This is a genomic window from Streptomyces sp. NBC_00670 (assembly GCF_036226765.1).
In the GTDB taxonomy this organism is placed as follows: Bacteria; Actinomycetota; Actinomycetes; order Streptomycetales; family Streptomycetaceae; genus Streptomyces.
Genome location: NZ_CP109017.1, coordinates 3,401,981 through 3,416,382, shown reverse-complemented (window position 1 = coordinate 3,416,382; position 14,402 = coordinate 3,401,981). Strand labels below are relative to the sequence as shown.

The 14,402-nt window shown below is 73.6% G+C and carries 14 protein-coding genes; 11 read left to right on the top strand and 3 right to left on the bottom strand.

Annotated elements, in window-relative coordinates:
- The first annotated feature begins 85 nt into the window (after nucleotides 1-85).
- Nucleotides 86-1,408, top strand: a complete 1,323-nt coding sequence (locus tag OIE12_RS15165) for a GNAT family N-acetyltransferase (RefSeq protein ID WP_329135624.1) — start codon at nucleotides 86-88, stop codon at nucleotides 1,406-1,408.
- A 331-nt stretch (nucleotides 1,409-1,739) separates the two neighbouring features.
- Complete coding sequence (locus OIE12_RS15160) at nucleotides 1,740-2,684, top strand: GntR family transcriptional regulator (RefSeq protein WP_443053830.1); 945 nt, start codon at nucleotides 1,740-1,742, stop codon at nucleotides 2,682-2,684.
- On the opposite strand, the gene OIE12_RS15155 is transcribed toward OIE12_RS15160, so the two are convergent.
- Nucleotides 2,665-2,853 carry a hypothetical protein gene (locus tag OIE12_RS15155; RefSeq protein ID WP_030382495.1) on the bottom strand — a complete coding sequence of 63 codons (189 nt, stop codon included), beginning with the start codon at nucleotides 2,851-2,853 and terminating at the stop codon, nucleotides 2,665-2,667. The genes OIE12_RS15160 and OIE12_RS15155 overlap by 20 nt on opposite strands.
- A 177-nt stretch (nucleotides 2,854-3,030) precedes the next feature.
- Between OIE12_RS15155 and OIE12_RS15150 the strand changes: the two genes are divergently transcribed.
- From OIE12_RS15150 to OIE12_RS15130, 5 genes are all read left to right on the top strand, one after another.
- Nucleotides 3,031-3,903 (top strand): winged helix-turn-helix domain-containing protein, encoded by an 873-nt coding sequence (locus tag OIE12_RS15150; protein ID WP_329135621.1) that lies wholly within the window; start codon nucleotides 3,031-3,033, stop codon nucleotides 3,901-3,903.
- Between the two features lie 29 nt (nucleotides 3,904-3,932).
- A complete protein-coding gene (locus tag OIE12_RS15145) occupies nucleotides 3,933-4,637 on the top strand; it encodes an HAD family hydrolase (RefSeq protein ID WP_329135619.1) in 705 nt (234 codons plus the stop codon).
- 166 nt (nucleotides 4,638-4,803) lie between these two features.
- Nucleotides 4,804-5,904: an aminoglycoside phosphotransferase family protein gene (locus OIE12_RS15140; RefSeq protein ID WP_329135617.1), complete on the top strand. Its 1,101-nt coding sequence runs from the start codon at nucleotides 4,804-4,806 to the stop codon at nucleotides 5,902-5,904.
- 28 nt (nucleotides 5,905-5,932) lie between these two features.
- Complete coding sequence (locus OIE12_RS15135; RefSeq protein WP_329135615.1) at nucleotides 5,933-6,583, top strand: TetR family transcriptional regulator; 651 nt, start codon at nucleotides 5,933-5,935, stop codon at nucleotides 6,581-6,583.
- 40 nt (nucleotides 6,584-6,623) lie between these two features.
- Nucleotides 6,624-8,663 carry a HelD family protein gene (locus OIE12_RS15130; RefSeq protein WP_329135613.1) on the top strand — a complete coding sequence of 680 codons (2,040 nt, stop codon included), beginning with the start codon at nucleotides 6,624-6,626 and terminating at the stop codon, nucleotides 8,661-8,663.
- 15 nt (nucleotides 8,664-8,678) lie between these two features.
- Here the strand turns inward: OIE12_RS15130 and OIE12_RS15125 are convergent, their stop codons facing one another.
- Together OIE12_RS15125 and OIE12_RS15120 are read right to left on the bottom strand one after the other, a co-directional pair.
- Nucleotides 8,679-9,995: an SLC13 family permease gene (locus tag OIE12_RS15125; RefSeq protein WP_329135611.1), complete on the bottom strand. Its 1,317-nt coding sequence runs from the start codon at nucleotides 9,993-9,995 to the stop codon at nucleotides 8,679-8,681.
- 15 nt (nucleotides 9,996-10,010) lie between these two features.
- Entirely contained in the window at nucleotides 10,011-11,192 is a 1,182-nt protein-coding gene (locus OIE12_RS15120; RefSeq protein WP_329135609.1) for a CaiB/BaiF CoA transferase family protein, read from the bottom strand.
- A gap of 264 nt (nucleotides 11,193-11,456) precedes the next feature.
- Between OIE12_RS15120 and OIE12_RS15115 the strand changes: the two genes are divergently transcribed.
- From OIE12_RS15115 to OIE12_RS15100, 4 genes are all read left to right on the top strand, one after another.
- Nucleotides 11,457-12,347 carry a LysR family transcriptional regulator gene (locus OIE12_RS15115; protein WP_329135607.1) on the top strand — a complete coding sequence of 297 codons (891 nt, stop codon included), beginning with the start codon at nucleotides 11,457-11,459 and terminating at the stop codon, nucleotides 12,345-12,347.
- Nucleotides 12,348-12,506: 159 nt separating this feature from the next.
- A complete protein-coding gene (locus OIE12_RS15110; protein WP_329135605.1) occupies nucleotides 12,507-13,037 on the top strand; it encodes a helix-turn-helix domain-containing protein in 531 nt (176 codons plus the stop codon).
- Between the two features lie 133 nt (nucleotides 13,038-13,170).
- The gene (locus tag OIE12_RS15105) at nucleotides 13,171-13,839 is read left to right on the top strand and encodes a hypothetical protein (protein WP_329135603.1); all 669 of its coding nucleotides are present in this window, start codon (nucleotides 13,171-13,173) and stop codon (nucleotides 13,837-13,839) included.
- A gap of 124 nt (nucleotides 13,840-13,963) precedes the next feature.
- Nucleotides 13,964-14,308 (top strand): DUF2516 family protein, encoded by a 345-nt coding sequence (locus tag OIE12_RS15100; RefSeq protein ID WP_329135601.1) that lies wholly within the window; start codon nucleotides 13,964-13,966, stop codon nucleotides 14,306-14,308.
- Nucleotides 14,309-14,402: the final 94 nt, after the last annotated feature.

The window sequence follows — 14,402 nt, the reverse complement described above, 5'->3', positions numbered from 1 at the left end:
CCTTGAAGGGATGGGACGGGTAGGGGCGGCGGGGGCGAGAAAAACCCACGCGACACCCCCACCCACCCCCACCTAGCGTGACCACATGACCACACCCCACCCCTCCGACACCCACCCCTCCGACACCCACCCCTCCGACACCCGCCCCCTCGACATCCGCCCCCTCACCACCCCCGAAATCCCCACCTGGCTCCACACCCAGAACACCGTCTTCCTCCGCACCACGGACCCCACCTCCCCCGAAGCCAACCCCCCGGCCCTGGCCGACCGAGCCGCACACATAGACCCCACCCGCACCCTCGCCGCCTTCGACCCCACCGCCCCCCACCCCTGCGTCGCCACCTTCCGCTCCTTCCCCCAGCAGCTCACGGCCGTCGGCGGCACCCCCGTCCCCGCCGACGCCATCACCAACGTCGGCGTCAGCCCCACCCACCGCCGCCGCGGCATCCTGAGCCGCATGATGGCCCGCGACCTCACCGCCGCGAAGGACCGCGGCGACGTCGTCGCCACGCTCATCGCCGCCGAGTACCCGATCTACGGCCGCTTCGGCTTCGGCCCCGCCGCCCACACCGCCGAGTGGACCATCGACGTCCCCCGCTCCGGCCTCGATCCCCGCCGCCCCGTCCCCGACGACGGCGGCCGGATCGACCTCGTCCGCGGCGCGGACGTCCGCACGCTCGGCCCCGCCCTGCACGACCGCCTCCGCGCCGCCCAGCCCGGCGCGATCGACCGCTCCGACCTCTGGTGGCGCCTGGCCACCGGCGCCGAACGGTTCGGCCGGCCCTGGACGGAACCGTTCCACGCCGTCTACCGCTCGGCCTCCGGCGCACTGGAGGGCCTGGTGACGTACACCTGCGACGACGACTGGGGCGGCGGCAAGCAGCCGCAGGTCACCGCCCAGGTCAGAAGCCTGATCGCGACCACCCCGGCCGCCGAGCGCGCCCTGTGGCACCACCTCTGCGCGATCGACTGGGTGACCCGCGTCAGGAGCGGCCACCGCGCCCCCGACGACCTGCTGCCGCACCTCCTCCCCGACCCGCGCGCCGCCCGCCTCACCACCCTCGCCGACTGGCTGTGGGTGCGGATCCTGGACGTCGTACGGGCCCTTGAGGCGCGCACGTACGAGGGGGAGGGGACGCTCGTCCTGGAGGTGCTCGACGCGGACGGACCGACCGGTGGCCGCTACCGGCTGGAGGCGGCCGCGGACGGCGCCCACTGCGCGCCGACGGCCGAGGACCCCGACCTGACCCTGGCCGTCGGGGACCTCGCGCCGCTGTGGCTCGGCGACGACACCGCCGCCCGGCTCGCCGCGCTCGGCAGGGTCCGGGAACAGCGAGAGGGCGCCGTCCGACTGGCCGACGCCCTGCTGCGCACGTCCCGGCGACCCTGGTGCCCGGACGTCTTCTGACGCCTCGCGGCGGCAGCGTCTGTTCGGTTGTGGCTGTGCGTGGTGTGCCGTATGCGGTTGTGACTGTGCGGTGGTGACGCTGTTCGGTTGTGGCTGTGCGGGTGGTGCGGACGGGCCGAGCTCCCGGCTCCCCTCCGGAAGGGAGTGCGACCGGCCGGACCGGGTGAGCCGGGGCCGGCGGTCCCGTCGTCCAGGACCGCCCTGCCGTGCCAAGTCGGCCGAACGACCAAGTTGGCGACCAACTCATCCTAAGTTATCTCCACTTGGAGACGTCTTATAACCACCCTCCCATGAACTGCCCCGAGATGGCGAGAAGTTGTAGGGTTTGGCCGTGAAGCCGGGACACGCTCCGGAACGACCCGAACACGCACCGGGCCCCGCCCCCGTCAACGGGCGGCGGACGCCCCCGGAACCGCGCCGCCCCGCGCGCGAGGTGGCCGACGTGCTGCGCGCCCGGATCGTCTCCGGGCAGCTGCGGCCGGGCGCGCGCATGCCGACACAGGCGGTCCTGGCCCAGGAGTTCGGGGTGGAGCGCGGCACGGTGCGGCAGGCGCTGCGCGTCCTGCAGTCCGAGGGCCTGCTCGCGGGCGTCTCCAAGGGCAGCCCGGCGACCGTCGCGCCGGACGCCGGGAAGCGCGCGCCGGGCGGCCCGGGCGCCGAGCCCCGGCCCACCACCGTCGCCCTGGCCCCGCGCATTTCGGCCGCGTTCGCCGCGCCCCACGTGGAGATCGACGCCCTGTGTCTGACGTCGATCTCGCTGACCCTGGCCATGGGGGAGCCGTTGCGGCAGATTCACGCGGGGCGCATCAAACCGGCCAAGGTCGACGTGCGGGTGCTGCTGCCGCGCCGGGACATCGCGCTCGCCTTCCCGACGCCGGTGGCCGGCGCCGACGACGAGGTGCACCGCCGCTGGCTCGCGCAGCGCAACGCGCAGAGCCAGGTGCTCCGGCACAACCTGCTGGCCCTGCGCGGCACCCACGGCATCGACGTGCACGTCACCTTCCGGGCGCTGCCGTTCACCCCGCCGGTGAAGCTGTACCTGCTCAACGGCACGGAGGCGCTGTTCGCCTACTACACGGTGACGCGCCGCGAGGCCGAGATCGACGACGAGGCGCGGGAGATGTACGACGCGGAGGGCACGCAGGTCGTGCTGTTCCCGTTCGCCCAGGGCGACGGGCCGCGCGACACGACGTTCGTCGAGCAGTCCCACCTGTGGTTCGACGCGCTGTGGGAGACGATCAGCTCGGACCTGGACCTCACAGCGTCGGCCCGGTGATCAGCAGCGCGAGGACGACCACGCCGAGCGAACTGCACGTGGCGTTCCTGGCCTTGATCCCGATGGTGAGCAGCACCAGCCCGACGAGGCCCATCGGGCCGTACCGCCACTGCAGGAACTGTTCGAGGCCGGCTGTGAACACGGTGCTCAGGAGGATCTGGACGGGCATGGTGGCACCCCCTTCAGGGCGGACGGGGCGGTGCGGGTGCCGGGGAGGCCGGAGGAACCAGGCCTTCCGCCAACTCAACCAAGTTGGTTGCCAACTTGGTTGTAGATATTCCCAGTTGGTCGCTACTTCAAAACAAGTCGCAAACAACTCGTCCGAGATGGAGGAAAGTTGTAACGTTTGGTCGTGTCCCAGCAAAGAGCCGAGCGAGCCGAGAAGCGCTCGCCCCAGGAAATCGCCGACGCGTTGCGGGAGCGCATCCGCGCCGGTGAGCTCAAGGCGGGCGACCGGCTGCCCACCCAGGCCGAGCTGGCCGGCGAGTTCGGGGTGGAGCGCGGCACCGTCCGCCAGGCCCTGCGCGTGCTCCAGGACGACGGCCTGCTCAGCAACGTCAGCAAGGGCAGCCCGCCGCGCATAGCCGAGGCCGCGCCGGTCCGGGACGAACCCCGGCCGACCATGGTGGCCCTGGCCCCGCGCCTGGTGGAGGCGTTCTCCTCGCCGCACGTCCGGGTGGACGCGGCCTGTCTGACCGCCGAGACGCTGATGGTGGCGCTCGGCGAACCGGTCCGCATGATCCATGAGGGCCGGCTGCGCCCCCGCTCCATCGACGTGCGCATCCTGCTGCCGTCCCGGAAGATCGACCTGGCGTTCCCGGTCCCGGTCGACGGCCGCGGCGAGGACGACGCCGTCCACCGGCGCTGGCTGGTCCAGCGCAACTCCCAGGGCCACGTCCTCCAGCACAACCTGCTGTCCCTGCGCGCCACGCACCACATCGACGTCCAGGTCACCTTCCGCGCCCTGCCGTTCACCCCGCCCATGAAGCTGTACCTGCTCAACGGCGCGGAGGCCCTGATCGCGTACTACATGCTGACCCGCCGCGAGGAGGAGATGGAGTCCGGCACCCTGGAGATGTACGACGCCCTGGGCTCCCAGTCCCTCCTCTTCTCCTTCGAGAAACGCAACGGCCACCGGGACTCGGCCTTCGTCGACCAGTCGCAGAAGTGGTTCGACGCCCTCTGGGAAACCATCACGTCGGACCTGACACTCTCCTAGTGACTCCTGAAACGACGCAGACTGATCCGGTGACAGCAGAGACCGAGAACGTCCGAGAACTGGTCACCCGTGCCCGTTTCGTGCTGTGGGACTTCGACGGGCCGATCTGCAGGCTCTTCGCGGGGCACCCGGCGGAGCAGGTGGCCCGGGAGATGCGCGGCTGGCTGGAGGGGCAGGGCCTGCTCCACCTGCTGACCGAGGAGGAACGGCGGGACGACGACCCGCACGTGATCCTCCGGGCCGCCGACGAACGCCACCCCGGCAGCGACCTCGTCACGGCGCTGGAGGAGCTGCTGACCCACCACGAGCTCCTCGCCGTCCCCCGGGCGCGGCCGACGCCGTACGCGGACCCGGTGATACGCACCTGGACCGCGGTCGGCGCACGGCTCGCGGTCACCACGAACAACTCCGCCCGCACGGCGACGGCCTACCTCCGCGGCCGGGGCCTCCTCGGCTGCTTCGCCCCCCACATCTACGGCCGCACGGACGAACTCCACCAGCTCAAGCCGGACCCGCACCACCTCAACCGCGCCCTCGGCGCCCTCGGCGCGGCCCCCGAGGACGCCCTGATGATCGGCGACAGCCCCTCCGACGCCCAGGCCGCCACCCATGCGGGCGTCCCCTTCCTGGGCTACGCCCGCAACGACGAGAAGGAGAAGGCCCTGCGCGCCGCGGACGCCACCACGGTCGTCGCCTCCCTGGAACAGGTACTGGCCGTCCTGCGGTCGCTGTGAGGGGCGACCGTTCTCGGGCCGTCCGCACGTGTGCTCGCCCCGTCACCCTCTTGGCACGTCAGGTGTCACCTGGGCAACGACATCTGGCAGCATGCTCGTTCACGGGGAGTACCGTGCTTCACTTCCACACCACTGGTGTGCACTCAGCCCGAGGAAATGACGAACCATGTCATCCGAACGTGACTCCTCTCCCGCGCGGGTCCGCGCCGCTGAGATGAGCGGCGACCCGAACGCGGTCGAGGGGCCGCTGGAGGGCTACCACCACGAGACGTATGTGATCCCGCTGCCCGAGGCGGTGTCCGGCGGGGACGCGGGGCGCGGCAAGTGCCGGTCGCCGCGGGAGAACCTGCTCTGGTTCGACCGCCGTTGTTTCGTGTCCGAGGAGCGGCTGCTGCTCGCGCTGCGCGAGCGGGTGGACGGGGCCGCGATCCCCCGCGTCTACACGGTCTCGGACGAGACGTTTCTCCAGGAGTTCATCGAGGGCCGGACGCTCGGGGACCTGCACCCGTCCGGGGAGCAGGTTCCCGACGCGCTCGTCGACCAGGTCTTCGCACTGTTCGAGCAGTTGGCGGACATCGCCCCCGACGACCTGCCCGTGGAGCGGAGGTGCACCCCGGAGGACCGCTCCGACGACCACGACTGCGCGGACTTCCTGGAGCGGCTCGTCCTCTTCGCCGAGGAGCGCGTCTACCGGTACAACCGCCGGCGCCTCGGCACCCTCTTCGCGGACCTCGGTGTGGGCGACGGCTGCTTCACCGTGCTGCGGGAACGCGTCGCCGGGCTGCGGCCGCGCCGCTTCTGTCTGCTCCACGCGGACCTGCACCGCGAGAACTTCGTCGTGGACGCGGGCGGCCACCTGTGGACCATCGACTGGGAGCTGGCGATGTTCGGCGACCCCCTCTACGACCTCGCCACCCACCTCTACCTGATGCGCTACCCGCGCTGGCAGCACCGGCTCGTCGCCAAGCGGTGGGCCCAGGTCATGGAGGAGCGCTGGGCCGGGACCGCCTGGGAGGGCGGCACCAAGGGCTGGGAGGAGGACCTGGAGAAGCTGCTCGACTTCAAGCGGGCCCAGTCCGTGTTCACGGACGTCGTCCGGGCCACCGAGTTCCTCACCGGCGCCTCCGGCCACGACGACGGCATCCTCGTCCGCGAGGCCCACCGTGTGCACGCCGTCCTCACCGCCGCCGAACGGCCCCTCGGCCTCCCCGGCGTGCCCTCCCCGGAACGCATCGCCACGGCACTGGACCGGGCGACCCGCGGGTGAGGTCCGCTCGCTGCGTAGGCTCGGCGGCATGAAGGAGAAGGTCGCGGAGGGCGAGGACGGCGGTGCCGCGGGCGTCGTCGGACTGCGGGAGCGGAAGCGGTTGCGGATGTACCGGGAGGTGTCCGAGACCGCGATCGGGTTGTTCCTGGAGCGGGGGTTCGACGCCGTGTCCGTCGCGGAGGTGGCCGCCGCGGCGGAGATCTCCAAGCCGACGCTGTTCCGGTACTTCCCCACCAAGGAGGACCTGGTCCTGCACCGGTTCGCCGACCACGAGACGGAGCCGGCCCGGGTCGTCGCCGCCCGCGCCGGGGGCACCACGCCCGTCGCCGCGCTGCGCGCCCGGTTCCTCGACGGCCTCGACCGGCACGACCCCGTCACCGGGCTCAACGACGCCCCCGCCGTCCTCGACTTCCACCGCCTCCTGTACGGCACCCCCGCCCTCGCCGCCCGCCTCCACGGCTACCTGGAACGCTCCGAGGCCGCGCTCGCCGAAGCGCTCGGCGGCGGACTCGACGCCCGGCTCGCCGCCGCCCAGATCATCGCCGTGCAGCGGGTCCTCGCGCTGGAGAACTGGCGGCGGATGGCGGCGGGGGAGCGGGCGGACGACGTCCACGAGGAGGCTGTCGCCGCGGCCGAGCGGGCGTTCGCACGGCTCGACGACGGCGTGCTTCTCGGTTAAAAACGTTACTCGGTAACGGAATCTCGCGTAGGCTGCGGGCATGCCTTCCGCCGCGCCCCCGCCCGCCCCCCTCCGCCACGAACGCGCCCACCACGACGCCTGTCGCGCCGCGCTCGCCGCGATGGTCGCCGGGGCCGAGGAGCAGGTCGTCGTCGGGGCGGACGTCTCCGCCTCCGGTGCCGACGCCGAAGTCCTCGGCAGGCAGCTCCGGGGGCAGGCCCGGGACCTGCGGGAACTCCCGGAGGGGCCGCTGTTCTTCGGGCGGCTCGACTTCGCCGCCGACGCCCCGGAGCACGCCGGGCAGCGCTACCACATCGGCCGCCTCCGCCTCTGCGAGCACCCCGCCGCCCCGCCCCTCGTCGTCGACTGGCGCGCCCCCGTCTCGCGCGCCTTCTACCAGGCGAGCGCCGCCGACCCGCAGGGCGTCGCGGTCCGCCGCCGCTTCGGCTGGGCCCCCGGCAGCCGGGGGGACTCCGCCGATCTGACGGGGTTCGAGGACGAACCGCTCGACGGCGGGGTCCCGGCCGGCCCCGGCCGGATCCTCACCGACGAGATCGAGCGGCCCCGGCTCGGCCCCATGCGGGACATCGCCGCCACCATCCAGCCCGAACAGGACGACCTCGTCCGCGCCGGCCTGTCCACCACCCTGTGCGTCCAGGGCGCCCCCGGCACCGGCAAGACCGCCGTCGGGCTGCACCGGGCCGCGTACCTCCTCTACACCCACCCCCAGCGCATCCGCCGCGGCGGACTGCTCGTCCTCGGCCCCAACCGCGCTTTCCTCTCCTACATCGCCGAGGTGCTCCCCGCCCTCGGCGAGAGCGGCGTACGCCAGTCCACGCTCGCCGACGAGATCGCCCGGCACCCGGTCACCGCCGAGGACGACGCCTCTGCCGCCGCCGTCAAGCACGACCCCCGGACGGCGGAGGTGCTGCGCCGGGCCCTGTACTCCCGGGTGGGCGCGGACGCCGCGACGGAGCTGACGGTGCCGGACGGCTCGTACCGCTGGCGTGTCCGCGGCGAGACCCTGCGGGGGATCGTGGCGGACGTACGCGCCGAGGAGCCGCCGTACGCGGTGGGGCGCGAGCGGGTGCGCACGCGGATCGCGCACCACGTACGGGCGCGGGCCGAACGGCGGTCCGGACCGCGCGGCGCCGCCTGGCTGCGGCGCGTCGCGCACTGCCGTCCGGTGACCGCGTACGTCGACACGGTGTGGCCCCGGATGCGCCCGGAGGAGGTGCTCGCGGAACTGTTCGGCGACGAGGCGGCGCTCGCCGCGGCGGCCGACGGGCTCCTTGACGCCGGCGAACAGAAGGCGCTCCGGTGGCCCCGGCCACCCCGCTCGTACCGCTCGGCGCGCTGGTCGGCGGCCGACCTCGTCCTCCTCGACGAGCTCGCCGGGCTGATCGAGCACCCGGAGGGGTACGCCCACGTCGTCGTCGACGAGGCGCAGGACCTCTCGCCGATGGAGTGCCGGGCGATCGCCCGGCGGGCCGCCTTCGGCTCGCTCACCGTCCTCGGCGACCTCGCCCAGGGCACCACCCCCTGGTCCGCGCGCGACTGGCCGGCCCTCCTCGCCCACCTGGACCGGCCCGACGCCGCCGTGATCCCGCTGACGACCGGCTTCCGGGTGCCCGAGGCCGTCGTCGGCCTGGCCAACCGGCTGCTGGACCGGCTCGACGTGGACGTGCCGCGGGCCCGGTCGCTGCGCCGGGACGGCGAGCTGACCGTGCGCCGGGTCGAGCGCGCCGAGGAACTGGACGGCGCGGTGGTCGGGGCGGTCCGGGCGGCGCTCGCGCACGAGGGGTCGATCGGGGTGATCGCCGCCGAGCGTGACGCCGCGCGCCTCCGGGCCGTCCTCACCGCCGCCGGCATCGGGGCGGCCGGCCCGGAACAGCCGGCCGCCCCGGTCGTCGTCGTGCCGGCGGGCGCGGTCAAAGGGCTGGAGTACGACCACGTCGTCGCCGTCGAGCCGGCCGCGATCGCCGAGGCCGAACCGCGCGGCCCGCACCGCCTCTACGTCGTCCTCACCCGCGCGGTCTCCCGCCTGGACGTGCTGCACAGCCGCCCGCTGCCGTGGTGAGCCGCGGATCCTCCGTCACCACCAGCCGAAGGCCGCGCACGCCAGCGCCGGGCCGACGATCACCGAGACGACGCCGTACGTCAGCAGGTGGCGGAACAGCGGCGGCCGGTCGTCGGGGGCGGCGGCGCCGAGGATGAGGCCGCCGGTGATGCCGAGCGGGTTGATGTCGACCAGGATCGACGCCAGCGCCACCGCGAGGACGGCGCCGACGGGTGAGGCGCCGTCGGCGACGACCGCGGGGACCAGCGGCATCGTGGTCGCGAAGACGGCGATGGAGCTGGCCGCGAACGAGGTGAGACCGGCGATGTAGCAGAGCACCAGCAGGCTCAGCATCGGCGAGCCGTCCACCCGCAGCAGATCGCTGATCCGGGTGAAGGCGCCCATGTCCTGCATCAGCCCGACGTACGTGAGCAGGCCCCCGATGAGCAGCACGATGTTCCACGGGATGCGGGAGACGATCTCGCCCGGGTCCAGCCGCAGGGCGAGCTGCTGGACGACCGCCGCGGTGAGCCCGAGATAACCGATGTTGACGTCGAAGCCGACCGAGAGCACGACGACGACCAGCAGGCAGGTGAGGGTGAGGAGCCGGGCGGCCCTCGGCGACGCGGAGCCCTGCCCGGCACCCCCGGAGGCCCGCGCCGCGTCGGCCGCCTCCGTCGACTGCGCGCCGGGACCGTCGGGCCGGGTGAGCGGGGGCGTGGCCGACGCGAGCCGCCCTCTCGGCACCGCGCCCGTGCGCAGCCCCACCAGCAGGCACCCCGTCGCGACGACGACCCCGGCCACCAGCCCGCCGGCGAAGAAGGCGACCGGCGCCGAGTCGGGCAGGCCGAGCCGCAGCTTGTCGCCGAGCTGACGCGCGGTCGTGCCGTAGACCGCCAGCGGCGACAGGAGCCCGCTGATGATGCCGGTGATGCCGAGGACCGCCGCGACCAGCGGCGAGATCCCGTACCGCGCGGCGAGCCCGAGCGCGATCGGCGCGACGATCGCGGTGGCGGCGGCCGGCAGCGTGCCGATCGCGGTCAGCACGGCGCCGATCAGGAACGGGACCAGCGCGACCAGCACCACCCGCCCGCCGACCAGCGTGAGCATCCCGTCGAGCAGCCAGTCGAGGGTGCCGTTGAGCTGCGCGACCGCGAACAGCGCGGTGATGCCGACGATCAGGACGAAGAAGTCGGACGGGAAGAACGCCGTCACCTCCTCGGCGGTGCGGTCCGCCGCGAGGCCGACGAGGAAGGCGGCGGGCAGGGCCGCGAGCCCCAGGTTGAACCGGGGTACGAGCGTCGCCGCGAAGAGCGCGACGAGCACGAGGACGGAGACGTCTGCCATGGACATGGGTACTCCTCGCTCTCAGATGACGCCGCGGTCGGCGAGCGCGTCGACGGTGGAGGGGGCGAGACCGAGGTCCCGCAGTACGGACCGGGTGTGTTCGCCCAGGCGGGGGGCGCCGCGGTCGATCGTCTGCTCGAATCCGGAGAACCTACCGGCGGACCCCTGGACGAGGCGAGTGCGGCCGTCGCGCGGATCGCGCACCTCGACCACCGAGCCGCGGGCCCGCATGTGGGGGTCGGCGCAGATGTCGGCGGCGGTGTTCACCGGTCCGTGGGCCACCCCGGCCTCGTCCAGGAGCTTGGTCAGCTCGGCCAGGTCGTGGTCGGCCACGAACGCGGCCACCCGGCCCTCGATCTCCGCGCGGTGCGCGATCCGTGCCGTCATGGAGTCGTGGGCAGCGAGGTCCGGCGCGTCCATGGCGGTGACCAGCCGGCGCCACATCTGGTCGGTCGAGGCGGGCAGCGCCAGCCAGCGGCCGTCCCGCGTGCGGTAGAGGTTGTTGGGGCTGATGTGGGGGTTCTCGTTGCCCTGGCGCTCGCGGACCTCGCCGGTCGCGTCGTAGTCGACGATGAAGTCCTCCATCATCCGCAGCAGCGGCTCGTACAGGCCGATGTCGGCGAGCTGCGGCTCGCCGGTGCGGTCGCGTTCGCGCAGCGCGAGCATCGCCGCGAAGGCGGCGTAGATGCCGGTGACGCCGTCGGCGACCGGGTAGCCCGAGAAGACCGGCGGACCGTCGGGGAAGCCGGTGCGGTGGGTCAGCCCGGCGAAGGCCTCGGCGACGCGGGCGAAGCCGGGGCGGTCCGCGTACGGGCCGGTGCGGCCGAAGGCACTGACGTGCACCATCACGAGGTCGGGCCGGTGGGCGACGAGGTCGTCGAAGTCGATCGAGAACCGCCGCAGGGTCGCGGGGCGGAAGTTGGTGACCACGACGTCGGCCGTCGCCGCGAGCCGCCCGACCAGCGCCGGGGCGTCCGGGTGGTGCAGGTCGACGGTCACGCTCTTCTTGTTGCGGCCGACGACCGCCCAGGCGGCGGACTCGCCGTCCTCCAGCGGCGGATAGCCGCGTGCGGGGTCGCCCGTGCCGGGCTGCTCGATCTTGATCACCTCCGCGCCGAACTCGCCGAGCAGGGAGGAGGCCAGGGGGCCGGCCAGGACCGTGGAGAGGTCGAGCACGCGCACACCGCTGAGGGGACCGGACAACGGATCTTCCTTTCACGAGCACCGGGGGCCACGACGAGTCGTGACGGACGCCGCGACGAGTCGTGACGGGTGTCACGAGGGGACGGAGCGGGCGTCACGAGGGGGCGTGGCGGGCGCCACGGCCGGAGGGGACTGGCGTCACGATGGCGCGGGGACTGCCGCGCGGGAAGACGCCGCTCGCTGGAGGCGGTGAAAGCCAACGGCTATCACCGGGCCCTGCGGAAGGGCTCGGAGGGCTCGCCGCGAGGGCTCTATGGTGGCCGGATGCGAGTCGAGCGGGCGCGGTACTTCCTCGCCGCCGTGAGCACGGGATCCCTGCGCGCGGCGGCGGAGGCCTGCGGCGTCAGCCAGCCCACCATCGGGCAGCAGCTCACCCTGCTCGAGGAGGAACTGGACGCCGTGCTGCTGACCCGGAGTCGTACGGGCGTACGGACGACGCCGGCGGGCGAGGCGCTCGTCGGCCCGCTCACCCGGCTCGTGGCGGCCGAGGACGCGGTGCGCGAGGCGGCGCTCGCCTCGAACGGCACGTACCAGGGCCGGGTGGACCTCGGCGGGGGGTCGGTGACCGTGGAGCTGGTGGTCGCCCCGGTCGTGGGGCGGCTGCTCACCGAGCACCCGGGGCTGCGGTTCTCGGTGCGCGAGGGCTCCTCGGCGGACATCGAACGCGCGGTGGCCGCCGGCGACCTGGACCTCGCCGTCGTCACCACCCCCAACACGCCCCCGCCCGGCGGCCTCACCCGGCGGCGGCTCCTCGCCGCGCCGCTCGGCGTCCACGTGCGGCCCGACCATCCGCTCGCCAGGCGGCACGAGGTGACCTGGGACGACGTCGGGCGGTGGCCGATCGTCACCATGCGCCCCGGCACCGTGCTGCACCAGCGGCTGCGCACCCGCCTCCCCGACGCGGAGGCGACGGTCGAGGCGATGTCCGCGCGCACGGTCCAGACGATGGTCGCCCGGGGCGCCGGCGTCGGCCTCCTCGCACGGTTCGACGCGCTGACGTCCCTGCCCGGACTGGTGTGGCTGCCGCTGGCGGACGCCGACCCGGTGGAGGTCGGCCTGGTCCAGCGCACCGACAGCCGCCCGTCGCGCTCGGCCCTGGTGGTACGGCGCCTGATCGGCGCACGGGCGGAGGAACTGGCGGGGCGGGCGGAGTGACGCCTGCGGGGCGTCGCCGAACGGGGTGTCGTCAAGCGGAGCGTCGTCGAACGGAGCGATACCGGCGAGGTGACGCCGGGCGGGCGCCCCGGGGTGGCGTGGCGCACTTTTGCAAGCGGCTGCTTGCAATAGTTAGCGAGGGTGGGGCATGGTGGAGGCATGGCATCGCTCAATGTCGGCAATCTCGGTGAGTACCTGCGGGAGCAGCGGCGGAACGCGCAGCTGTCGCTCCGCCAGCTCGCCGACGCCGCCGGCGTGTCCAATCCGTATCTGAGCCAGATCGAGCGCGGGCTGCGCAGACCGAGCGCGGAGGTGTTGCAGCAGGTCGCCAAGGCGCTGCGGATCTCCGCCGAGACGCTGTACGTGCGGGCCGGGATCCTCGACGCCGAACGGGACCGGGTCGAGGTCGAGACCCGGGCCGTGCTGCTCGCCGACCCCACGCTCACGGAGCGCCAGAAGCAGGTGCTGCTCCAGATCTACGAGTCGTTCCGCAAGGAGAACGGACACGGGGACGGAGACGGGATCGCGAGCGGCGCGGCGGGGACCGTCGGCGTGGTGGTGGACGGTACAAAGGGTGCGCCCGATGCGCCCCTTCTGTCCGACGCCACGGCCGCCCCGGACGGCGGCACCGTGAGCGGTCCGCGTGCGGTCGGCGGCGATGATGCCGGACCGCGTCGTACGGCCGGCTGACCACCGGCCACGGCACCGGTCGCGGCCGTCGGGCCCGGCAGCCGACCGGGCGCCGCGGTCACCGCAAACCCCAGCAGTACACCCCCCAGCACCACACACCCTCAGCAGAAAGCAATCCGGGAGGACCATCGTCATGGCCATCACCGACGACCTGCGCAAGACCCTCAGCGACCCCAAGCCGCTCTACTTCGCCGCCGGCACCGCCGACCTCGCCTGGAAGCAGGCGCTCCGGGTGCCCGGCCTGGTCGAGCAGCTGCGCAACGAGGCCCCGGCCCGGATCGAGGCCGTGCGCAACACCGACCCCAAGGCCGTGCAGGAGAAGGCCACCGCCCGCGCCAAGGAGGCGCAGGAGACCTTCCAGGCCCGGGTCAACGGCTTCATCGGCTCCCTCGACACCGACCTGAAGAAGCTCGGCGAGTCCGCCCAGGATCTCGCCCTGCGCGGGGTCGGCGTCGCCGCCGAGTACGCCGTCCGGGCCCGTGAGGCCTACGAGAAGGTGGCCGAGCAGGGCGAGCAGGCCGTGCGCACCTGGCGCGGCGACGCCGCCGAGGAGATCAACGACCTCGCGATCGCCGTCGAGCCCGATACCGCTCCCGCGCCCACGCCGAAGAGCCAGGCCAAGCCCCGCCCGGTGCGGCCCGTGAAGCCCGCCGAGCCGGTCCGGATCGAGGACGACAAGCCGGCCGCGACCGCGCCGAAGCCCGCCGCCCGCAAGGCCGCCACCCCGGCGACCCCGGCGAAGAAGGCCCCGGCCGCCCGCAAGACGACGACGGCCAGGAAGACGACGCCGCCGGCCAAGTGACCGCGGCACGGGAACGGGCCGGGCGCTCCGGGCACTTCCGGAATGCCCGGCCCGTTGTACGGGTACGGTGGCCGTACCGGCGCACGGTCGGCCGACGGACGACTCGACTCGGATGGTGGGCAACATGCTGATGACGGCATTCGGTGGCCTGATGTGGCTGCTCTACACCGCCATGCTGGTGCTCGCCGTGGTGGCACTGGTCATGGCCGCGCTGTTCCGCGACGACGCCTACCGGGCCGCCGACAAGAAGACCAAGGGCTTCTGGCTGATCATCCTCGGGGTGACGGTCGCGGTGAACCTGCTGATCCCCATGCTGTTCCTGCAACTCGTCGGCCTCGTCGCCACGATCGTCTTCTTCGTGGACGTCCGCCCCGCCCTGCGCGGGGTCTCGGGTGGCGGCTTCGGCCGCCGGAGCAGCGGCGGCAGCAGCAGCGACGGCCCGTACGGGCCCTGGAACGGCGGCCGCTGAGCCCACGGGGCTCTCGGCGTCGGCTGGCTGCCGTGGTGACCGGCGGGCCGGTCGTGATCGGCCGACGTGACCGGCGGGCCGCCCGCGGTACGCC